The sequence below is a fragment of the Pseudomonas sp. SC11 genome (genome assembly GCF_047039205.1).
In the GTDB taxonomy this organism is placed as follows: Bacteria; Pseudomonadota; Gammaproteobacteria; order Pseudomonadales; family Pseudomonadaceae; genus Aquipseudomonas; species Aquipseudomonas boreofloridensis.
Window position 1 is genome coordinate 497,532 of sequence record NZ_CP178183.1, and the last position, 20,741, is coordinate 518,272.

Consider the following 20,741-nt stretch of genomic DNA (forward strand, 5'->3'; position numbering starts at 1 on the left):
TGCACCGGGGGATGCAATTGACGCTTGTCAGAATGCTCGACGTCGCCCGGCGGCTTTTACAGACCGTGAGGCTGCAGCGCGCGCCGCCGCCATTGGCGCAGCCGCTGCTCCAGTTGCAGCGGGCTGTCCAGTTGCTGGCGCCGCGCCTGGCTGAACAGGATCAGCGCCAGCTCGGCGGTCACTTGGGCGTCGGCGCTGGCGTGGTGACGCGCCTGCACCTCGAGGCCGAAGCGTGCCACCCAGTCGTCCAGCCCCGCCTCGCGCAGCACCGTGTCGGGGTTGAGCATGGGCGCCAGTTCGGCGACATCGATGAACACCTGTTGCAGGCGGTAACCGAGGGTGTCCTTGAGTGCCCGGCCGAGCATGCCTTGGTCGAATGGGGCATGGAAGGCCAGCACCGGGCTGTCGCCGATGAACTCCAGCAACTCGACCAGCGCCTGGGCAGGATCGCTGCCGGCAGCCAGGGCGCTGGGGCCCAGGCCGTGGATCAGCACGCTGGCGTTGGTCTTCTGCTCTGGCCGACGCAGGGTGCGCTCGAATTGCCCACCCAGGGCGATGGCGCCGTCCTCGATGGCCACCGCGCCGATCGACAGCACCTGGTCGCGTTGCAGGTTCAGGCCGCTGGTCTCCAGGTCCAGCACCACCCAGCGCTGCTCGCGCAGCGAGCACACACCGAGCGCGGCCGGACGTGGCAGGCTGGCCAGGCGCTGTTGCAGATCGACGTCGAGCGTCGGCGTGCGCGGGCGCAGCCAGGCGAACAGTTTCACAGTTGATACCGCTGGGCCAGACTGCTTTGCAGGCGCTGAGCCTGGCGCAGCGATTCGCGCAGGATGCGCCGGTCCAGGTGATTGAGGCTGTCCGGGTCGAGGCGATTGGAGTAGGGCTGGTTGTCGCGGCTCTGGCGCTGGTGCTGCTGCATGCGAGTCTGCTGGATGAAGTGATAGGCCTCCTCGAAGGCGGCGCCGTCGAGGGCGTCGATGACCCCCTTGGCCACCAGTTGGCGCAGGCGTTCCAAGGTGTTGTTGGCGGCGACGCCGTTGGCCAGGGCCAGCAGCCGCGCACCGTCGACGAAGGGGGTGAGGCCCTGGACCTTGAGGTCGAGGGTGGCGGTCTTGTCGTTGCCCTGCCGGGTCAGCACGAAGTCGCGCAGGCGCCCCACGGGCGGGCGCTGGCGCAGGGCGTTGTCGGCCATCATGCGCTGGAAGATGCGGTTGTCCGCGACCTGCGCCAGGATGCTCTGGCGCAACTGTTCGCAACCCTGCTCGTCGCCCCACACCACGCGCAGGTCGAAATAGATGCTCGAACCCAGCAGATTCTCCGGGCTGGCCTCGCGGATGAAACCGGCGAAACGTTGTGCCCATTCGGCGCGCGACAGGCACAGCTCGGGATTGCCGGCCATGACGTTGCCTTTGCACAGGCTGAAGCCACACTGGGCCAGATCCTGATTGATGCTGTTCGCCAACGGCAGCAGGCGCGCGCGCAACGCTTCGGCCTCGGCGGCGTCTGCGGCATCGAAGAGGATGCCGTTGTCCTGGTCGGTGTGCAGGGTCTGTTCGCGGCGGCCTTCGCTGCCGAAGCACAACCAACAGAAGGCGATCCCCGGATCGCCGTATTCGGCCAGGGCCAGTTCGATCACCCGGCACACGGTGTGGTCGTTGAGCAGGGTGATGATCTGGGTGATCTGCGTCGAGGACGCGCCGTGGGCGAGCATGCGCTCGACCAGTTGGCCGATTTCCCCACGCAGGGCCACCAGCGCTTCCAGCCGTGGCGCGTGGCGGATAGTGCGCGCCAGGTGCACCAAGTCGACGCGCTGCAGGGAAAACAGGTCGCGCTCGGAGACCACGCCGCACAGCCGCCCGTTATCCACCAGGCAGATGTGGGCGATGTGCCGCTCGGTCATCGCCAGGGCGCCATCGAAGGCGCTGGCCTGTGGCGCGAGGGAGAAGGGCGCGGCGGTCATGTGGCGCTGGATCGGCGCATCCAGCTCTGCGCTGGCGTCGGCGATCACCTGGCGCAGGTCGCGCAGGGTGAAGATGCCGATGGGGAAACGCTGCGTATCGACGATCACGATGCTGCCCACCTGCTGCTCGTGCATCAGGCGCACGGCATCGCGCAGCGGCATGTCCGGCGGGCACACCACCGGGTGACGCATGGCCAGTTCGCCCAGTGGCGTATTCAGCGAGTACTGGGTGCCGAGGGTATGCACCGCGCGCTGGCGCACCTGCTGGTTGACCTGGTCGAGCAGGCTGCTGACCCCGCGCAGGGCGAAGTCGCGGAACACGTCGGACAGCGAGAACACGCGGATGAACGCGGCTTTGTTCAGTTGCAGGCAGAAGGTGTCTTCGCCGGCCAGGTGCTCGGTGCGCGTGGCCCGTTCGCCGAGCAACGCGGCCAGGGGGAAGCACTCGCCGGTGGCGATCTCGAAGGTGGTTTCCACGCCGGGGCCGGTGACGTGCTGGCGCTCGCCCATCACCCGGCCCTGCTTGACGATGTAGAAGTGCTCCACGGGGCCGTCGGCGGGCTTGATGATGCTCTCGCCGCTGGCATAGAAGCGCAGTTGGCACTGCTCTACCAAGTACGACAGGTGACCCTGTTCCATCTGGTTGAAGGGGGGAAAGCGCTGCAGGAATTGCAACGTGCCTTGAACGTTCTGCAGGACGGCTGTCCTGCCGGCCTGGGTGAAGGCGTCCTTTTTGCTCATGGGGCTGACCGTCTGCCTTATGCCGAACTATATATATCTATCTATAGGGGCGGCTTTGTTGTTGTCGAACCCCATGGTCGGCCGAGCGTCGGGGGATGCCCATTGGACGTAAGTCTAGCGGGCGAGGGCTCCGTCAAGGTTCCGACGAAAGGAAGGCCGTTACGACGGTTTCGACGGTCTTAACAACACTGCGGGATTTTTTTGACGAGATGGCCATGGCTGAGCATGACGACATATTGAGTGACGCCGAGCGCGAGGCCCTGGCCGTGGTGAGTGCGCCGACGCCACCCAGGCCGGTGGTGCTGGTGGTGGACGACAATCCGGTGAACAGCGAGGCGTTGAGCCTGTACCTGAAAAGCCGCGGTATCGACTGCATGACGGCCGACGGTGCCGAAGAAGCGCTGTTCAAGCTGCATTACGAGCCGCGCATCGCGCTGATGATCACCGACCTGCGCATGCTGCCGGTGGACGGACTGGAGCTGATCCGCAAGGTGCGCGAGTCGGACCGCGCGGAAGTGTCGATCATCGTGGTGTCGGGCGACACCGACGTGAAGGAAGCGGTGGATGTGATGCACCTGGGCGTGCTGGACTTCCTGCTCAAGCCGGTCGACCTGGGCAAGCTGCTGGAATTGGTGAAGACGGAGTTGCGGCTTGATTAGTCCGGCCCCGCGCGCGCAGTGAGCGCGGCGGGGCCGGAACGGCTTACAGCCCGTTGCGGGCCTTGAATTCGCGACGACGACGATGCAGCACCGGCTCGGTGTAGCCGTTGGGCTGCTTGGCCCCTTCGATCACCAGTTCCACGGCGGCCTGGAACGCGATGTTGTCATCGAAGTTCGGCGCCATCGGGCGATACTGCGCATCGCCGGCGTTCTGCCGGTCGACCACCGCTGCCATACGCTTGAGGCTTTCCAGCACCTGCTCCTGGGTCACCACGCCATGGCGCAGCCAGTTGGCCAGCAACTGCGCGGAGATGCGCAGCGTGGCGCGGTCTTCCATCAAGCCGACGTTGTTGATGTCCGGCACCTTGGAGCAGCCCACGCCGTGGTCGATCCAGCGCACCACATAGCCGAGGATGCCCTGGGCGTTGTTGTCCAGTTCGTTGCGGATCTCGTCGTCCGACCAGTTGCGGTCGGTCGCCAGCGGGATGCTCAGGATGTCGTCCACCGACGCCGGGGTACGGCTGGCCAGCTCGCGCTGACGTGCCTGCACATCGACCTTGTGGTAGTGCAGGGCATGCAGCGTAGCAGCGGTCGGCGACGGCACCCAGGCAGTGTTGGCGCCGGACATCGGGTGCGCGATCTTCTGTTCGAGCATCGCCGCCATCAGGTCCGGCATGGCCCACATGCCCTTGCCAATCTGCGCACGGCCCTGCAGGCCGGTGGCCAGGCCCACGTCGACGTTGTTGTTCTCGTAGGCACCGATCCATTTCTCGCTCTTCATGGCACCTTTGCGCACCATGGCGCCGGCCTCCATCGAGGTGTGGATCTCGTCGCCGGTGCGGTCGAGGAAGCCGGTGTTGATGAACGCCACGCGTTCGGCGGCAGCCTGGATACAGGCCTTGAGGTTGACCGTGGTACGGCGCTCCTCGTCCATGATGCCGACCTTCACGGTGTTGCGTGGCATGCCCAGCAGGTCTTCGACGCGGCTGAAGATTTCAGCGGCGAACGCCACTTCTTCGGGGCCGTGCATCTTCGGCTTGACGATGTACACACTGCCCGAACGGGTGTTGCGGCGGCTGGTGTTGCCGTTGAGGTTGTGCAGCGCGATCAGGTTGGTGAACAGGCCGTCCTGGATGCCTTCGGGCACCTCGTGGCCTTGGGCGTCGAGTATCGCCGGGTTGGTCATCAGGTGACCGACGTTACGCACGAACAGCAGCGAGCGGCCGTGCAGGGTGACCGTGCCGCCGTTCGGCGCGCTGTATTCGCGGTCAGGGTTCATGGTGCGGGTGAAGGTCTTGCCGCCTTTGCTCACGCTTTCGGCCAGGTCGCCCTTCATCAGGCCCAGCCAGTTGCGGTAGACGATGACCTTGTCGTCGGCGTCCACCGCCGCGACCGAGTCTTCGCAGTCCATGATGGTGGTCAGCGCCGACTCCATGAGGATGTCCTTGACCCCGGCGGCATCGGTGCTGCCGACCGGCGTGTTGGCGTCGACCTGGATCTCGAAATGCAGGCCGTTGTGCTTGAGCAGCACGGCTGTCGGCGCGCTGGCCTGGCCCTGGAAGCCGATCAGTTGCGCGTCGTCGCGCAGGCCGCTGTTGCTGCCGCCTTTCAGCGCCACGACCAGCTTGCCGGCGTCGATGCGGTAGGCGGTGGCGTCGACGTGCGAGCCGGCTGCCAGGGGCGCGGCCTCGTCGAGGAAGGCGCGGCCGAAGGCGATGACCTTGTCGCCGCGCACCTTGTTGTAGCCCTGGCCCTTTTCGGCGCCGCCGTCTTCGCTGATGGCGTCGGTGCCGTACAGCGCGTCATACAGCGAGCCCCAGCGGGCGTTGGCGGCGTTCAGGGCGAAGCGGGCATTCATCACCGGCACCACCAACTGCGGACCGGCCATATGGGCGATCTCTTCGTCGACGTTTTGCGTGGTGGCCTGGAAGTCGTCTGCTGCGGGGAGCAGATAACCGATTTCCTCGAGGAATGCCTTGTAGGCCGCGGCGTCGTGGGCCTGACCCTGGCGTGCCTGGTGCCAGGCATCGATCTTGGCTTGCAGCGCGTCGCGCTTGGCGAGCAGGGCTTTGTTCTTTGGAGCGAGGTCGTTGATGATCTTCTCTGCACCGCTCCAGAACTGCTCGGCGACGATGCCGGTCCCCGCCAGGGCTTCGTCGTTGACGAAGTCGTAGAGAACCTTGGCGACCTGAAGGCCACCGACTTGAACGTATCCAGTCATTGCTTGCCTCACTCTGCTCAGCTGTTTCGCTCTTCTGTATTGAGCCTGTAGCGCTTCTCCCAACACGCGAAGTGTCCGGCCTGCCAGCGGGCTGGAGGACGGGTCGCATGGTGTCACAGGCGCCTCGGCAGACCCCCGGACGACGTTTTGTAGTCTGCGCTGGCGAATACTACATGATGCGCCAGACGCGTGAACATCAGACTAAAAGCGTCGTCCCGCGACCGCTCGGTCGCTTGGGGTCACGCTAGGAAAAGGCATGTTCGCAAAAAACAGACAGATTGTTCCAGATAAATCTAAAAACGGTACACGATTCTTGGGCCGTTTCGTTTTGCTGGGGCGTTCCTGTCTGCGGCGCGTCGATTATCTGCGCTTGCGCAGGGTCAGCCAGGCATCGACGCTATAGATCGCCAGCCCTGCCCAGATAAAGAAGAAGGCCGCCAGAGTGCTCGACGACAGGTGCTCGTCGAACAGCAGCACCGCCTGCAGCAGCACCAGCGTCGGTGCGAGGTACTGCAGAAAACCCAGCGTGGTGTAAGGCAGGTGGCGCGCCGCCGCGTTGAAGCACAGCAGCGGCACCAGGGTCACCGGGCCCGCGGCCATCAGCCACAGCGCTTCGCTGCTGCCGAAGAACGCCACATGCGCGCTATTGGCCTCTGGATGCAGCAGCAGCCAACCCAGGGCCAACGGCACCAGCATCCAGGTCTCCACCACCAGACCCGGCAGCGCCGCCACCGGTGCCTGCTTGCGGATCAGGCCATAGAAACCGAACGACAAGGCCAGGCCCAGCGACACCCACGGTAAGCCGCCGACCTGCCAGACCTGCTGCGCCACCCCGGCAGCCGCCAGCCCCACCGCCAGCCATTGCAGGCGGCGCAGGCGCTCGCCGAGCAGCAGCAGGCCCAGCAGCACATTGATCAGCGGGTTGATGTAGTAGCCCAGGCTGGCCTCCAGCATGCGTCCGTTGTTCACCGCCCACACGTAGGTCAGCCAGTTGGCGGCGATCAGCGTCCCGCTCAGCGCCAGGATGCCCAGGCGGCGCGGGTTGTCACGCAGTTCGCGCCACCACTGCGGATGCTTCCAGACCGCCAGCAGCAGCGCGCCGAACAGTGCCGACCACAGCACCCGGTGGACGATGATCTCCACCGCCGGCACGCTCTGGATGGCTTTGAAATACAGGGGGAACAGGCCCCAGATGATGTAGGCGCTCAGGCCCAGGATGTACCCGCGTTGCGGGTTGGCGGCTTGCATGCAGAGTCCTTGCTTGAACGACTGGGTGGGACTTTGGGGTCAGAACACTTTAAGTGGCTCTTCGTCCAGCGCGGCGATCTGTTCGCGCAGCGCCAGGATCTGATCGCCCCAGTAACGGGGCTGGCCGAACCAGGGGAAGCTGCGCGGGAACGCCGGATCGTCCCAGCGCCGCGCCAGCCAGGCGCTGTGGTGCAGTTGGCGCAGGGCGCGCAGCGGCTCGATCAGGGCCAACTGGCGCGGGTCGAAGTCATGGAACTCGTTGTAGCCGTCCACCAGTTCGGCCAGTTGCCCCAATCGTTCTTCGCGGCTGCCGGCGAGCATCATCCACAGGTCCTGGACCGCTGGGCCCATGCGGCAGTCGTCCAGGTCGACGACATGGTAGACGTCGTCACGGTGCATCAGGTTACCGGCATGGCAGTCGCCGTGCAGGCGGATGGTCTGGCACGGGGTGCGTGCGTAGATCGCCTCGACCCGCGCCAGCAGATCGCGCGCTACGGACTCGAAGGCCGGTAGCAGTTCGCGGGGCACGAAGTGGCCGTCGAGCAGGGTCTTGAGCGAGGCATGGCCGAAGTTGTCCACCGCCAGGGTCTCGCGGTGCTCGAACGGTCGCGTCGCCCCCACGGCATGCAAGCGCCCGAGCAATTGACCCAGGCGGTACAACTGATCGAGGTTGCCGGGCTCCGGCGCATGTCCGCCGCGGCGCGGGAACAGGGCGAAGCGAAAACCCTGGTGGGCGAACAGGCTGCGCCCCTCATGTTGCAAGGGGGCGACGATCGGCACTTCGTGCTCGGCCAGCTCGAAGCTGAACGCATGCTCCTCGAGGATCGCCGCATCGCTCCAGCGGTCCGGGCGATAGAACTTGGCGATCAGTGGCTGCTGGCCTTCGATGCCCACCTGATAGACACGATTCTCGTAGCTGTTGAGCGCCAGGACCCGCGCGTCGCTGAGAAAGCCCAGGCTTTCGACGGCGTCCAGGACCAGGTCGGGGGTGAGGGTGTCGAAGGGGTGGGACATGAAAGCTCCGGCAAGGGAAGGCAGGCCGATCATGGTAACCCATTGCGCTGCGGCCAACCCTGGCGCCTGTGCTCAGACCGGCACGCCCAGCAGCACGAACGAGGGGTGGAACTGCGCCCGCACGGTGCTGCCCGCTGCCAGCCCTTCCTGTTGCAGCCAAGCGGCTTCGGCGAACGCGCACAGGGTCTGGCCGTTGCCCAGGGCCAGGCGCAGTTCGCGGGTGTCGGCCTGATCGGCGAGGATCTCTTCGACTCGCACCTGTACGCAGTTGCTGTGCGGGTCGGCCTGCGCCGTGGCGCCGAGCAGCGTGACCCAGCCGGCCTTGAGCAGCGCCACCACCGTGCTGCCCGGCGCCAGCTCCAGGCGCTCGGTACTGTCCGGGGTGATCAGCGCATCGATTTCCAGGCCGCCGCCGAGGGTCAGGGTCACGCGGTCATGGCGCCCGTCGCGCACTAGCCGGCCGACCTGTCCGCGCAACTGGTTGCGGGCACTGGTACGCAGCATCAACCGCCCCAGCAGGTCCAAGTCGCCTGGCTCATCGCTGGACTCGAGGATTTCGCTGTGCAGGGCCTGCAACCGCTGATACAGGCGCAGCACGCGCTCGCCTTCTGCCGACAGCCGGGCACCGCCACCGCCCCGGCCACCGGCGTTGCGCTCGACCAGCGGCTGCGCGGCCAGGTTGTTGAGCTCGTCGATGGCGTCCCAGGCGCTCTTGTAGCTGATGCCCGCCGCCTTGGCGGCCGCGGTGATCGAGCCTTGTTCGGCGATGTGCTGCAGCAGGCCGATGCGCTGGGGGCGGCGCAGGATGTGTTGAGCGAGCAGGGCGGGCAGTGACATGGGTGCGATGACCAGGAAGGCGATGGGGCAGAAACTTGCCTCTGCCGACCAGGCACGTCAAGCCTGCTCGGGCCTGGCCGTGCGGGCCAGGCAGTAGACATCGACGCGGCGCGCGCCGCCTTGGCGCAGCAGGCTGGCCAGCGCGCGGGCCGTGGCACCGGTGGTCAGCACGTCGTCCACCAGCGCGACATGTCGCCCTTGCAGCACCGCCTGTGGGGCAATCGCAAAGGCCTGGCGCAAGTTCTGCCAGCGCGCCTTGGCGTCGAGGCTCTGTTGCGCCACGGTGTCGCGTGGTCTCAGCAGCCAGCGCTCTTCGCAGGGGATCTGCAACGGGCCGGACAACCAGCGCGCGAGCATGCCGGCCTGGTTGAAACCGCGCTGGCGCAGCCGTCGCCTGGACAGGGGCACCGGCAGCAGGAGGTCGGGTCGGGGCAGGTCCTGGTCATAGCGGTGCTGCAAGGCGTGTCCCAGCAACTGCGCCAGCAGCCGCCCCAGCGGCCACTGCGCACGGTGCTTGAAGCGACTGATGGCGGTATCCAGCGGGAAACCGAAGTGCCATGGCGCCACCACCTGCTCGAACGGCGGCGGCCGGCGTTTGCACGGGCCACAGGTGAGGCCGCGCATCGGCAGTTGCAGGGCGCAGCGCGAGCACTGCTCATCGAGCCAGGGCAGGTCGTGCTCGCAGGCCGGACAGAGTGGATAAGGCTGTTCGGCCCGTGCGTCGCACAGCAAACAGATATGGTTACTATTTAACCAGTTGTTGACCAGTTGTTTTAAGCGTGGTTGACAGTGCATGGGCCTTCCCTGACTATGCGCGCTATCCGTGATGCGCTGGCGGGCTCTACCTGTCCCGGCGCCTGTCAGAGCCTAGATAAGGAAACGCCGATGAGCGCCAGCGCAACTGCAACAACACGTCACGACTGGTCCCTGGACGAGGTCAAAGCGCTGTTTCAGCAACCCTTCAATGACCTGTTGTTCCAAGCCCAGAGCGTCCACCGCGCGCACTTCGACCCCAACCGCGTGCAGGTCTCCACGCTGCTGTCGATCAAGACCGGCGCCTGCCCGGAAGATTGCAAGTACTGCCCGCAGTCCGGTCACTACAACACTGGGTTGGAAAAGCAGAAGCTGATGGAAGTGCAGAAAGTGCTGGAGGAAGCCGCGCGGGCCAAAGCCATCGGCTCGACCCGCTTCTGCATGGGCGCTGCCTGGAAACACCCCTCGGCCAAAGACATGCCCTACGTGCTGGAAATGGTCAAAGGCGTCAAGGCCATGGGTCTGGAAACCTGCATGACCCTCGGCAAGCTCGACCAGGAGCAGACCCAGGCGCTGGCCCAGGCCGGCCTGGACTACTACAACCACAACCTGGACACCTCGCCGGAGTTCTACGGCAGCATCATCACCACCCGCACCTACAGCGAGCGCCTGCAGACCCTGGCCTATGTGCGTGACGCCGGCATGAAGATCTGCTCCGGCGGCATCCTCGGCATGGGCGAGTCGCTGGACGACCGCGCGGGCCTGCTGATCCAGTTGGCCAACCTGCCCGAGCACCCGGAGTCGGTGCCGATCAACATGCTGGTCAAGGTCGCCGGCACGCCGCTGGCCGACGAGGCCGATGTCGATCCGTTCGACTTCATCCGCATGCTGGCCGTGGCGCGCATCCTGATGCCCAAGTCGCACGTGCGCCTGTCCGCCGGTCGCGAGCAGATGAATGAGCAGATGCAGGCGCTGGCGTTCATGGCCGGGGCCAATTCCATCTTCTACGGCGAGAAACTGCTGACTACCGCCAACCCGCAGGCCGATAAGGACATGCAACTGTTCGCCCGTCTGGGCATCAAGCCCGAAGCGCGCGAAGAGCACGCCGATGAGGTGCACCAGGCGGCCATCGAGCAGGCACTGGTCGAGCAGCGCAGCAGCGAACTGTTCTACGACGCCGCATCGGCCTGAACATGGCGTTCGATCTGGCGGCGCGTCTGGCCGAACGCCGCGCCGCGGACCTGTACCGGCAACGGCCGCTGCTGCAAAGCCCGCAAGGCCCGGAGGTCATCGTCGATGGCCAGCGCCTGCTGGCTTTCTGCAGCAACGATTACCTGGGCCTGGCCAATCACCCCGACGTGATCGCGGCTTGGCGCGACGGCGCCGAGCGCTGGGGCGTCGGCGGCGGAGCCTCGCATTTGGTGATCGGTCACAGCACGCCGCACCATGCGGTCGAAGAAGCCCTGGCCGAACTCACCGGACGCCCGCGTGCGCTGCTGTTCAGCACCGGCTACATGGCCAACCTGGGCGCCATCACGGCGCTGGTGGGCCAGGGCGATACGGTGCTACAGGACCGCCTCAACCACGCCTCACTGCTCGATGGCGGGCTGCTCAGCGGCGCGCGTTTCAGCCGTTACCTGCACAACGATGCGGCCAGCTTGGCGAACCGCTTGGGCAAGGCCAGTGGCGACACGCTGGTGATCACCGACGGCGTGTTCAGCATGGACGGCGACCTGGCCGACTTGCCCGCGCTGTCGGCCGTGGCCAGGCCCAAGGGCGCCTGGCTGATGGTCGACGACGCCCATGGCTTCGGCACGTTGGGCGCCCGGGGCGGCGGCATCGTCGAGCACTTCGGCCTGGGCGTGGACGAGGTGCCGGTGCTGATCGGCACCTTGGGCAAGGCCTGCGGCACGGCAGGCGCCTTCGTGGCCGGCAGCGACGACCTGATCGAGGCGCTGGTGCAGTTCGCCAGGCCCTACATCTACACCACCAGCCAGCCCCCGGCGCTGGCCTGCGCCACCTTGAAAAGCCTGCAACTGCTGCGTGACGAAACCTGGCGGCGGGAAAAGTTGGCGGCGCTGATAGGCCAGTTCCGCGCGGGCGCGCAGCAGATCGGCCTGGTGTTGATGGACAGTCCCACGGCCATCCAGCCGATCCTGGTGGGCGATGCGGCGCGGGCGTTGAAGTTGTCGGCGATGCTGCGCCAGCGCGGGCTACTGGTGACCGCGATTCGTCCGCCCACGGTTCCGGCTGGCGGCGCTCGCCTGCGCGTGACCCTCAGTGCGGCCCACAGCGAGGCGCAGGTCCAGCTATTGTTGAATGCATTGGCCGAGTGTCATGCACAGCTGGAGTCCGCCCATGCGTAATCGACTGATCCTCCTGCCCGGCTGGGGGCTGGGCACCGCTTCACTGCAACCCCTGGCCGCCAGCCTGCGCGCCCAGGACCCGCGCCTGCACGTCGAACTGGCGCGCTTGCCCGAGCTGGCCGAGGCCAGTGCGCAGGTCTGGATCGACTACCTGGACCGCAAGCTGCCCACCGATGTCTGGCTGGGCGGCTGGTCGCTGGGCGGCATGCTCGCCAGCGCCCTGGCGCATAAACGCGGCGATCATTGCTGCGGCCTGCTGACTCTGGCCAGCAACCCCAGTTTCGTGGCGCGCCCCGACTGGCCCCATGGCATGGCCGAGGACACCTTCGGCACCTTCCTCGACGGCTGTCGCAGCCATCCGCAGGTGACCCTCAAGCGCTTTCGCAGCCTGTGCAGCGAGGGTGCACAGCAGCCGCGCACGCTGCTGCGTCAACTCGGCGTGGGCGTGCCGGACACCGACCCGCTGTACCTGGCCAATGGCCTGGAGGTGCTGGCGCAACTGGACACCCGACCGGCCCTGGAGCACTACGCCGGGCCGCAGTTGCACCTGTACGCCGGCAGCGACGCGCTGGTGCCGGCCGATGCGGCCAAGGCCCTCAGCGAATTGCTGCCAGACGTCGAAGTGGGTCTGGTCGAAGACAGCTCCCACGCGTTCCTGCTGGAGTACCCGCAGGAGCTGGCGTCGGGCATCAAGAGTTTTTTGCATGAGAGTGGCGATGACTGACCTTTCCCATCCGCCGTTGCCCGGCGCCTTGCCCGACAAGCGCCAGGTGGCGGCCTCGTTTTCCCGCGCAGCGGCCAGCTACGACAGCGTCGCTGCGCTGCAACGCGCAGTGGGCGAGGCGCTGCTCGAACGCCTGCCGGCATCGCTGGCCCCCGCGCGCTGGCTCGACCTGGGCAGCGGAACCGGCCATTTCAGCCGAGCCCTGGCCACACGCTTCACGGGCGCCCACGGCCTGGCGCTGGACATCGCCGAAGGCATGCTGGCGCACGCGCGTCAGCACGGCGGGGCGCATCATCATGCAGCGGGCGATGCCGAGCGCCTGCCGGTGCGCGACCAGGTCTTCGACCTGATTTTCAGTAGCCTGGCAGTGCAATGGTGCGACGCCTTTGCCAGCGTGCTGGCCGAGGCGCAGCGGGCGTTGCGCCCGGGCGGGGTGCTGGCGTTCAGCAGCCTGTGCGTCGGCACGCTGGAGGAGCTGCGCGCCAGTTGGCAGGCGGTGGACGGGCAGGTGCACGTCAACCGCTTCCGCCGTTTCGACGACTACCAACGCCTGTGCGTCGACAGTGGCCTGACCGTGCTTGGCCTGGAGCGTCGCGCCCATGTGCTGCATTACCCGGACGTGCGCAGCCTGACCCACGAACTCAAGGCCCTCGGTGCGCACAACCTCAACCCCGGACGCCCTTCGGGCCTGACAGGGCGGGCGCGGGTCCAGGGCATGCTCCAGGCCTACGAACAGTTCCGCGACGCCCAAGGGCTGCCCGCCACGTACCAAGTGGTCTATGGCGTCCTGCGCAACGATCAAGAGCACTGACATGAACCACGCGTACTTCATCGCCGGCACCGACACCGATGTCGGCAAGACCACCATCGCCGCCGGCCTGCTCAATGCCGCGCAACGAAAGGGCTGGAGCACCTTGGCCGCCAAACCGGTAGCCTCCGGTTGCGTGCTCGGCGCCCAGGGCTTGCGCAACAGCGATGCGCTGGCGCTGATCGAACAGAGCTCGATCAAGCTGCCGTACGAGCAGGTCAATCCCTATACCTTCGAGCCCGCCATCGCGCCGCACGTGGCCGCCCGCGAGGCGGGTGTGGCGCTGGCCGTGCCAGCCCTGCGCAACGCCATGCGACAGGTGCTGGCACAGGGCGCCGACTTCACCCTGATCGAAGGCGCCGGTGGCTGGCGGGTGCCGTTGTCCGACCAGGCCAACCTGTCCGATCTGGCAGTGGCGCTGAAGTTGCCGGTGATCCTGGTGGTGGGTGTGCGCCTGGGCTGTATCAACCATGCCCTGCTCAGCGCCGAGGCTATCGCCCGGGACGGTCTGCAATTGGCCGGCTGGGTGGCCAATGTGGTGGATCCGCGAACGGCACGGCTGGAAGACAATCTCGCCAGCCTCGCTGAGCGCTTGCCCGCGCCGTGTCTGGGACGCGTGCCCTGGCTGAAAACGGCCCAGGCGCAGACGGTGGCCGAGTACCTGCATCTGGACGTGCTGCAATAGCGGTCGCGGGCGGGCGAATGCCCTCTCTCTATCGGATGGCACTGGGCTATTAGGGATTTAAACGGGCCTTTTTGCCGCCAGGCTGGTTTAATCAGGGCTCGTTTCTCAATCCGTCATGTGGAGTCCTGACATGGAAATCAACGGCAGCTCTGCTTTCTACGCAGGTCTGGGCGCCATCCAGAACGGTCAGAACCGCCTCGACCAGGCCGCCAATCAGATCGCCAGCAATGGCGTCGAACGCGCGACCAGCAACCAGTCCACCGATTTCCAGGCCGAGCGCCTGCGTGGCGTGGACCGCAGCCAGCAGCAAGACCTGGCCACCAGTACCGTGCAGCTCGCCCTGGGCAAGCACGAGGTCGAGCTGGGCGTGAAAGTCGCCAAGGCATCCGACGAAATGCTCGGCAAGTTCATCGATACCTACGCCTGATCCCGCTTTCCCAGCGCGCCCGCTCTTCGGGCGTTGCTGTCGCCTTGCCATGACCGAAACGCCCTCTTGCGCGACCGAATTGGCACCATGGTCCCTCCTTGACATTGTTCCGGGCTAAACGTAAGTTTCAAACAACTGTTTGACCGAAAGCCGCCAAGAGCTGGTCGGTGCCTGCGGTCCCCAACGAACTAGCCAGAGGTTCATCGCCATGCCCGAATACAAAGCCCCCTTGCGTGATATTCGCTTCGTCCGTGACGAGCTGCTCGGGTATGAAGCGCACTATCAGAGCCTGCCGGGTTGCCAGGACGCCACCCCGGACATGGTCGATGCCATCCTTGAAGAAGGCGCGAAGTTCTGCGAGCAGGTCCTGTCGCCGCTGAACCGCGTCGGCGATCTGGAAGGCTGCACCTGGAGCGAGTCGGGCGTGAAGACGCCGACCGGCTTCAAGGAAGCCTACAAGCAGTTCGTCGAAGGTGGCTGGCCGAGCCTGGCCCACGATGTCGAGCACGGCGGCCAGGGCCTGCCTGAATCGCTGGGCTTGACCCTGAGCGAGATGGTCGGCGAGTCCAACTGGTCCTGGGGCATGTACCCAGGCCTGTCCCACGGCGCGATGAACACCATTTCCGAGCACGGCACGCCTGAGCAGCAGCAGGTCTACCTGACCAAGCTGGTGTCTGGCGAATGGACTGGCACCATGTGCCTGACCGAGCCGCATTGCGGCACCGACCTGGGCATGCTGCGCACCAAGGCCGAGCCTCAGGCTGACGGCAGCTACAAAGTGTCCGGCACCAAGATCTTCATTTCGGCCGGTGAACACGACATGGCCGACAATATCGTGCACATCGTCCTGGCTCGCCTGCCCGATGCGCCGGCGGGTACCAAGGGCATTTCGCTGTTCATCGTGCCGAAGTTCCTGCCCAACGCCGAGGGCGGCGTGGGCGAGCGCAACGGGGTGAGCTGTGGCTCGCTGGAACACAAGATGGGCATCCACGGTAACGCCACCTGCGTGATGAACTTCGACGCGGCCACCGGCTACCTGATCGGCCCTGCCAACAAGGGCCTGAACTGCATGTTCACCTTCATGAACACCGCACGCCTGGGCACCGCGCTGCAAGGCCTGGCCCACGCCGAAGTGGCCTTCCAGGGTGGCCTGAAGTATGCCCGCGAGCGTCTGCAGATGCGTTCGCTGACCGGCCCCAAGGCCCCGGAAAAAGCCGCAGACCCGATCATCGTGCACCCCGACGTGCGCCGCATGCTGCTGACCATGAAGGCCTTCGCCGAGGGTAACCGGGCGATGGTGTACTTCACCGCCCAGCAGGTGGACATCGTCAAGTACAGCCAGGACGAAGAGGCGCGCAAGAAGGCCGACGCCCTGCTGGCTTTCCTGACCCCGATCGCCAAAGCGTTCATGACCGAAGTCGGCTTCGAGGCCGCCAACCACGGCGTGCAGATCTACGGCGGCCACGGCTTCATCGCCGAATGGGGCATGGAGCAGAACGTGCGCGACAGCCGCATCTCCATGCTGTACGAAGGCACCACCGGCATCCAGGCCCTCGACCTGCTCGGGCGCAAGGTGCTGATGACCCAGGGCGAGGCGCTCAAGGGCTTCACCAAGATCGTGCACAAGTTCTGCCAGGGCCAGGAAGGCAACGACGCCACCAAAGAGTTCGTCGAGCCACTGGCGGCGCTGAACAAGGAATGGGGCGAGCTGACCATGAAGATCGGCATGGCGGCCATGAAGGACCGCGAGGAAGTGGGGGCGGCGTCGGTGGATTACCTGATGTACTCCGGTTACGCCTGCCTGGCCTACTTCTGGGCCGACATTGCCCGTGTGGCCGCCGAGAAGCTCTCCGCCGGCACTGGCGAAGCGGCCTTCTACACCGCCAAGCTGCAGACCGCGCGCTTCTACTTCCAGCGCATCCTGCCGCGCACTCGTGCCCACGTGGCGGCGATCCTGTCCGGTGCCGACAACCTGATGGCGATGAAAGAGGAAGACTTCGGCCTGTCGTGCTGATAGCCGAATCGGCCTGAAACGAAAAGACCGCCTGCCGTTGATCGGCAGGGGGTCTTTTTTTAGTTCAGGTCTTCAACCCGCTTCGCTTTCAGCGGTTGAACCTCCGGGGCGCCGGGCTAGTCTGTGTTGAAGACTATTCAGGAGAGATTCCCATGGACTTCATTCGCATCATCATCGCTATTCTTCTGCCGCCACTGGGTGTTTTCCTGCAGGTCGGTTTCGCCGGTGCGTTCTGGCTGAACATCCTGCTGACCTTGCTCGGTTACATCCCTGGCATCGTGCATGCGGTGTACATCATCGCCAAGCGCTGAACGAAGCCGGGGCCGTCTTGCGGCCCCGGCGTGTTTTCAGCGTTGCAGCACCCGGCGATAGAACGCCCATTCCTGCTCCAGCGCATGGGCCAGGTTGACTGCCTGGCGAAAGCCATGACGCTCCCCAGGGTAAAAATGCCCGACCGCTTCCACGCCGTTGGCCTGCAAGGCCTCAAGCATGCTGCGGGTCTGTTCCGGCACCACCACCGCATCCAGTTCACCTTGGAAGAAAATCACCGGCGCTTTGATTCGCCTTGCATGCAGCAGCGGCGTGCGTGCGCGGTAACGGTCGGCGTCGGCCTGTGGGTCACCAATCAGCCAGTCCAGATAATCCCCTTCGAACTTGTGCGTGGCCTTGCCCAGGGCGATGGGATCGCTGACCCCATAGAGGCTCGCGCCTGCGCGGAACACGTCGGCGAAGGCCAATGCGCACAGGGTGGTGTAGCCACCGGCGCTGCCGCCGCGGATGAAGGCCTTGTGCGGATCGATCAATCCACGGCCGGCGAGATAGTCGACCACGGCGCAGGCATCCTGCACGTCGCTTTCGCCCCAGCGCAGGTGCAGGGCCTGGCGATAGGCGCGGCCATAGCCGCTGCTGCCGCGATAGTTGAGGTCGGCGACGGCGAAGCCACGCTGGGTCCAGTACTGGATACGGGGGTCGAGAACCGGGTAGCAGGCGGAGGTTGGGCCGCCATGGATGAAGACCACCAGCGGCGGCAGGGGGTCGCCGCCCTGGGCGGGGTAGAAGAAACCGTGGGCCTGGTCGTCCCCACTGGGATAGCTGATCGGTTGCGGCTGGCTGATGTGCGCATCGGGCAGTATCTGGCTGCCGCCGGCCAGTACCTGGCAGTCGGAGCCGTCGCGGGCGATGGCGAGCACCGCTGGAGGCCGCGTGGGTGAGGCGGCAATCGCGTAGACGTGCTGCGCATCCAGCGCCAGGCTGCGAAAACGGGTGTAGTGCTGGGCGAAGGTACGGACATCGTCGCCCTCGCGCAGGCCCAGCACGCCGAATCCGTTCTCGAACCAGGTGGCCACGTACTGCTGCGCGCCGAGCACCAGCCAAGTCGAGGCTCCCAGTTGCCAGGGCGCTGCGGCGTGGTCGGCGGCGAGCGCTGGAAGGGCTTGCCAGCGGCCGTCGATTTCGCCCCAGGGCTGCCAGAAGCCGTGGCGGTCCGACAGGCAGTACAAGCGACCTTCGGCGTCGAAGCGCGGCTGCTGCAAGGATTCGTCCAGGCCAGCGACACAGCGTGGCGTGCCCCAATGTCCGGCTTCTTGCCGTTCGCGGCACATCAGTCGCGTCACGGTCCAAGGCTGCGCGGGGCGGTCCCATTCGATCCAGGCCAGGCGTTTACCGTCGGCGCTCAGCGTCGGCGAGGCGTAGAAATCTGCGCCTTCGGCCAGCACCTCGCGGCCCTCGACCGTCAACGCCACCAGCCGATGCTCGACGCGCTCGGCATGCCGCTCCTCAACTGCCAAGAGTTGACCGTCGTGCCACAGCAGGTCGCCGTAGCGGCAGTCCGCCATGGAGGTGAGTGCCTGCGGCGCTGCGCCGTCGAGCGCCTGTCGGTAGACTTGCTGGTCCTGTTCATTGACGAAAAACACTGCGTCATGCGCCAGGCAGAAGCTGCCGCCGCCATATTCGTACACTCGGCTGCGCACGCTGAACCCGTCCGGCGTGAGGCATTGGGCCTGGTCCTGGTGCCAGCGCCAGATCCGGCAGGCGCCATCCGCCGGCCGAAACTCGTTCCAGAACAGCCCTTGCGCGCTCACCTTGAGCTCGGCGAAGTCGGTACCAGCGGCCACGGCCTGGGCGGCGCTGAACTCAGCCACGGGCGATGACCCGGGAGTTGCGCTCGTTGCGGAAGGTCATCTGCTCGATCTCCATTTGCGCGGTCTGCGCCTCTTCGCGCGCCTTGAGAATGATGCCGTGGTCCGGCGACTTGGCGCACACCGGATCGGCCTTGCTGGCATCACCCGTGAGCATGAAGGCTTGGCAGCGACAGCCGCCGAAGTCCTTTTCCTTTTCGTCGCACGACCGGCAAGGCTCGGGCATCCAGTCGTAGCCGCGGAAGCGGTTGAAACCGAAGGAGTCATACCAGATGTGGCGCAGGTCATGCTCGCGCACGTTGGGAAACTGCACCGGCAATTGCCGCGCGCCGTGGCAGGGCAGCGCGGTGCCATCCGGGGTGACGGTGAGAAACAGGCTGCCCCAGCCGTTCATGCAGGCCTTGGGGCGCTCTTCGTAGTAATCCGGGGTGACGAAGATCAGCTTGCACGGATGACCTTCGGCCTTGAGCCGCTCGCGGTACTCGTTGGTGATCCGCTCGGCGCGTTCGAGCTGTTCGCGGGTCGGCAGCAGGCCGAGGCGATTGAGGTGCGCCCAGCCATAGAACTGGCAGGTGGCGAGCTCGACGAAGTCGGCCTCCAGGGCCAGGCACAGCTCGATGATGCGGTCGATGCGGTCGATGTTGTGACGGTGGGTGACGAAGTTGAGCACCATCGGATACCCATGGGCCTTCACCGCCCGCGCCATCTCCAGCTTCTGCGCAAACGCCTTTTTCGAGCCGGCCAGCAGGTTGTTCACTTGCTCGTCGCTGGCCTGGAAGCTGATCTGGATGTGGTCCAGCCCGGCCTGGCGGAAGGCGGCGATCTTCTGTTCGGTCAAACCGATGCCGGAGGTGATCAGGTTGGTGTAGTAGCCCAGGCGCCGAGCTTCGCCGATCAGCTCGGCAAGGTCCTGGCGCACCAGCGGCTCACCGCCGGAGAAACCGATCTGCGCTGCGCCCATTTCGCGGGCTTCGGCCATCACCTTGAACCACTGTTCGGTACTCAGTTCCTTGCCTTGTTCGGCGAAGTCGAGCGGGTTCGAGCAATAGGGGCATTGCAGCGGGCAGCGGTAGGTCAGTTCCGCCAGCAGCCAGAGCGGCAGGCCCACCGGCACTTCAGGCGAGGACGATCCAGTGTTCGGCACGGGCCACCTCCATGAACTGCTCGATGTCCTCGGCCACCTGGGGAATGCCGGGGAACTGCTGTTCCAGCTCGGCGATGATCGCGGCGACAGAGCGCTGGCCATCGATCAACCCGCCGATGAGCCCGGCGCTGTCGTTGAGCTTGATCATGCCCTCGGGGTACAGCAGCACATGGCCTTGCTGGGCGGGCTCGTACTGGAAACGGTAGCCCGGGCGCCAGTTCGGCACCTGGTTGCGGTCGAGACTCATGGCGCGATCCCCTTGTGCCAGACACGTTCGCTTGTGACGCTGTGATACGGCGGGCGGTTCAGTTCGTAGGCCATGCTCATGGCATCGAGCATGCTCCAGAGAATATCCAGCTTGAATTGCAGAATTTCCAGCATGCGCGCCTGGCCCTCGGCGCTGGTGTAGTGCTGCAGGGTAATCGACAGGCCGTGCTCCACATCACGGCGGGCCTGGCCCAGGCGCGTGCGGAAGTACTCGTAGCCAGCCGGGTCGATCCACGGGTAGTGCTGCGGCCAACTGTCCAGGCGCGACTGGTGGATCTGCGGCGCGAACAGTTCGGTCAGCGAACTGCTGGCCGCTTCCTGCCAACTGGCGCGGCGGGCGAAGTTGACGTAGGCATCGACGGCGAAGCGCACGCCGGGCAGTACCAGTTCCTGGGACCGCAGTTGGTCTGGATCGAGGCCCACTGCCTGGCCCAGGCGCAGCCAGGCTTCGATGCCACCGTCCTCGCCGGGTGCGCCGTCGTGGTCGAGCAGGCGTTGAATCCACTCGCGGCGGACTTCACGGTCCGGGCAGTTGGCCAGGATCGCAGCATCCTTCATCGGGATGTTCACTTGGTAATAGAAGCGGTTGGCCACCCAGCCCTGAATCTGCTCGCGGGTGGCGCGGCCTTCGTACATGGCCACGTGATACGGGTGATGAATATGGTAGTAGGCGCCCTTGGCGCGCAGGGCCTGCTCGAACTCGGCAGGGGACATCGGCAATGCGTCGCTCATCGG

20 protein-coding genes are annotated in these 20,741 nt (G+C 65.8%); 9 read left to right on the top strand and 11 right to left on the bottom strand.

Annotated elements, in window-relative coordinates; translation table 11 throughout:
- Positions 1–56 precede the first annotated feature (56 nt).
- Both ACK2SD_RS02210 and ACK2SD_RS02215 read right to left on the bottom strand, forming a co-directional pair.
- Entirely contained in the window at positions 57–767 is a 711-nt protein-coding gene (locus ACK2SD_RS02210; RefSeq protein ID WP_342650308.1) for a 3'-5' exonuclease, read from the bottom strand.
- Positions 764–2,701 (bottom strand): putative nucleotidyltransferase substrate binding domain-containing protein, encoded by a 1,938-nt coding sequence (locus ACK2SD_RS02215; RefSeq protein WP_412461257.1) that lies wholly within the window; start codon positions 2,699–2,701, stop codon positions 764–766. Before ACK2SD_RS02215 ends, ACK2SD_RS02210 begins: the two co-directional genes overlap by 4 nt.
- Positions 2,702–2,916: 215 nt before the next feature.
- Here ACK2SD_RS02215 and ACK2SD_RS02220 point away from each other — a divergent pair, with 215 nt between their 5' ends.
- On the top strand, positions 2,917–3,360 hold the full coding sequence (locus tag ACK2SD_RS02220) for a response regulator (protein WP_029614012.1): 444 nt from the start codon (positions 2,917–2,919) through the stop codon (positions 3,358–3,360).
- Positions 3,361–3,403: 43 nt separating this feature from the next.
- Here the strand turns inward: ACK2SD_RS02220 and ACK2SD_RS02225 are convergent, their stop codons facing one another.
- From ACK2SD_RS02225 to ACK2SD_RS02245, 5 genes are all read right to left on the bottom strand, one after another.
- The gene (locus ACK2SD_RS02225; protein WP_412461258.1) at positions 3,404–5,581 is read right to left on the bottom strand and encodes a malate synthase G; all 2,178 of its coding nucleotides are present in this window, start codon (positions 5,579–5,581) and stop codon (positions 3,404–3,406) included.
- Positions 5,582–5,941: 360 nt separating this feature from the next.
- Positions 5,942–6,829: an EamA family transporter RarD gene (rarD, locus tag ACK2SD_RS02230; protein ID WP_412461259.1), complete on the bottom strand. Its 888-nt coding sequence runs from the start codon at positions 6,827–6,829 to the stop codon at positions 5,942–5,944.
- A gap of 39 nt (positions 6,830–6,868) precedes the next feature.
- Positions 6,869–7,843: a serine/threonine protein kinase gene (locus tag ACK2SD_RS02235; protein ID WP_412461260.1), complete on the bottom strand. Its 975-nt coding sequence runs from the start codon at positions 7,841–7,843 to the stop codon at positions 6,869–6,871.
- A gap of 72 nt (positions 7,844–7,915) precedes the next feature.
- Positions 7,916–8,680, bottom strand: coding sequence for a TOBE domain-containing protein (locus ACK2SD_RS02240; RefSeq protein ID WP_295488343.1), 765 nt, complete (start codon positions 8,678–8,680; stop codon positions 7,916–7,918).
- A 57-nt stretch (positions 8,681–8,737) separates the two neighbouring features.
- Positions 8,738–9,475, bottom strand: a complete 738-nt coding sequence (locus tag ACK2SD_RS02245; protein WP_412461261.1) for a double zinc ribbon domain-containing protein — start codon at positions 9,473–9,475, stop codon at positions 8,738–8,740.
- 90 nt (positions 9,476–9,565) lie between these two features.
- Between ACK2SD_RS02245 and bioB the strand changes: the two genes are divergently transcribed.
- The 8 genes from bioB (at position 9,566) to ACK2SD_RS02285 (ending at position 16,768) form a co-directional block, all read left to right on the top strand.
- Positions 9,566–10,624: a biotin synthase BioB gene (bioB, locus tag ACK2SD_RS02250; protein ID WP_412461262.1), complete on the top strand. Its 1,059-nt coding sequence runs from the start codon at positions 9,566–9,568 to the stop codon at positions 10,622–10,624.
- 2 nt (positions 10,625–10,626) lie between these two features.
- On the top strand, positions 10,627–11,799 hold the full coding sequence (gene bioF / locus ACK2SD_RS02255) for an 8-amino-7-oxononanoate synthase (protein ID WP_304485306.1): 1,173 nt from the start codon (positions 10,627–10,629) through the stop codon (positions 11,797–11,799).
- Positions 11,792–12,523, top strand: coding sequence for an alpha/beta fold hydrolase (locus tag ACK2SD_RS02260; RefSeq protein ID WP_412461263.1), 732 nt, complete (start codon positions 11,792–11,794; stop codon positions 12,521–12,523). Before bioF ends, ACK2SD_RS02260 begins: the two co-directional genes overlap by 8 nt.
- Positions 12,516–13,334 (top strand): malonyl-ACP O-methyltransferase BioC, encoded by an 819-nt coding sequence (bioC, locus tag ACK2SD_RS02265; protein ID WP_412461264.1) that lies wholly within the window; start codon positions 12,516–12,518, stop codon positions 13,332–13,334. The genes ACK2SD_RS02260 and bioC overlap by 8 nt, the downstream gene beginning before the upstream one ends.
- Before the next feature lies 1 nt (position 13,335).
- Positions 13,336–14,016 carry a dethiobiotin synthase gene (gene bioD / locus ACK2SD_RS02270; protein WP_412461265.1) on the top strand — a complete coding sequence of 227 codons (681 nt, stop codon included), beginning with the start codon at positions 13,336–13,338 and terminating at the stop codon, positions 14,014–14,016.
- Between the two features lie 130 nt (positions 14,017–14,146).
- Entirely contained in the window at positions 14,147–14,443 is a 297-nt protein-coding gene (locus ACK2SD_RS02275) for a hypothetical protein (RefSeq protein WP_029614020.1), read from the top strand.
- 208 nt (positions 14,444–14,651) lie between these two features.
- The gene (locus tag ACK2SD_RS02280; RefSeq protein WP_412461266.1) at positions 14,652–16,457 is read left to right on the top strand and encodes a phenylacyl-CoA dehydrogenase; all 1,806 of its coding nucleotides are present in this window, start codon (positions 14,652–14,654) and stop codon (positions 16,455–16,457) included.
- A gap of 152 nt (positions 16,458–16,609) precedes the next feature.
- Positions 16,610–16,768 carry a YqaE/Pmp3 family membrane protein gene (locus ACK2SD_RS02285; protein WP_033727371.1) on the top strand — a complete coding sequence of 53 codons (159 nt, stop codon included), beginning with the start codon at positions 16,610–16,612 and terminating at the stop codon, positions 16,766–16,768.
- Positions 16,769–16,804: 36 nt separating this feature from the next.
- On the opposite strand, the gene ACK2SD_RS02290 is transcribed toward ACK2SD_RS02285, so the two are convergent.
- Genes ACK2SD_RS02290 through pqqC form a run of 4 tightly spaced genes read right to left on the bottom strand, consistent with a single transcriptional unit; the run spans position 16,805 to position 20,738 of the window.
- The gene (locus ACK2SD_RS02290; protein WP_412461267.1) at positions 16,805–18,598 is read right to left on the bottom strand and encodes an alpha/beta hydrolase family protein; all 1,794 of its coding nucleotides are present in this window, start codon (positions 18,596–18,598) and stop codon (positions 16,805–16,807) included.
- Positions 18,591–19,739 (bottom strand): pyrroloquinoline quinone biosynthesis protein PqqE, encoded by a 1,149-nt coding sequence (gene pqqE / locus ACK2SD_RS02295; RefSeq protein ID WP_295488324.1) that lies wholly within the window; start codon positions 19,737–19,739, stop codon positions 18,591–18,593. The genes ACK2SD_RS02290 and pqqE overlap by 8 nt, the downstream gene beginning before the upstream one ends.
- Positions 19,711–19,986, bottom strand: coding sequence for a pyrroloquinoline quinone biosynthesis peptide chaperone PqqD (gene pqqD, locus ACK2SD_RS02300; protein WP_029614024.1), 276 nt, complete (start codon positions 19,984–19,986; stop codon positions 19,711–19,713). The genes pqqE and pqqD overlap by 29 nt, the downstream gene beginning before the upstream one ends.
- A complete protein-coding gene (pqqC, locus tag ACK2SD_RS02305; RefSeq protein ID WP_342650320.1) occupies positions 19,983–20,738 on the bottom strand; it encodes a pyrroloquinoline-quinone synthase PqqC in 756 nt (251 codons plus the stop codon). The genes pqqD and pqqC overlap by 4 nt, the downstream gene beginning before the upstream one ends.
- Positions 20,739–20,741 lie beyond the last annotated feature (3 nt).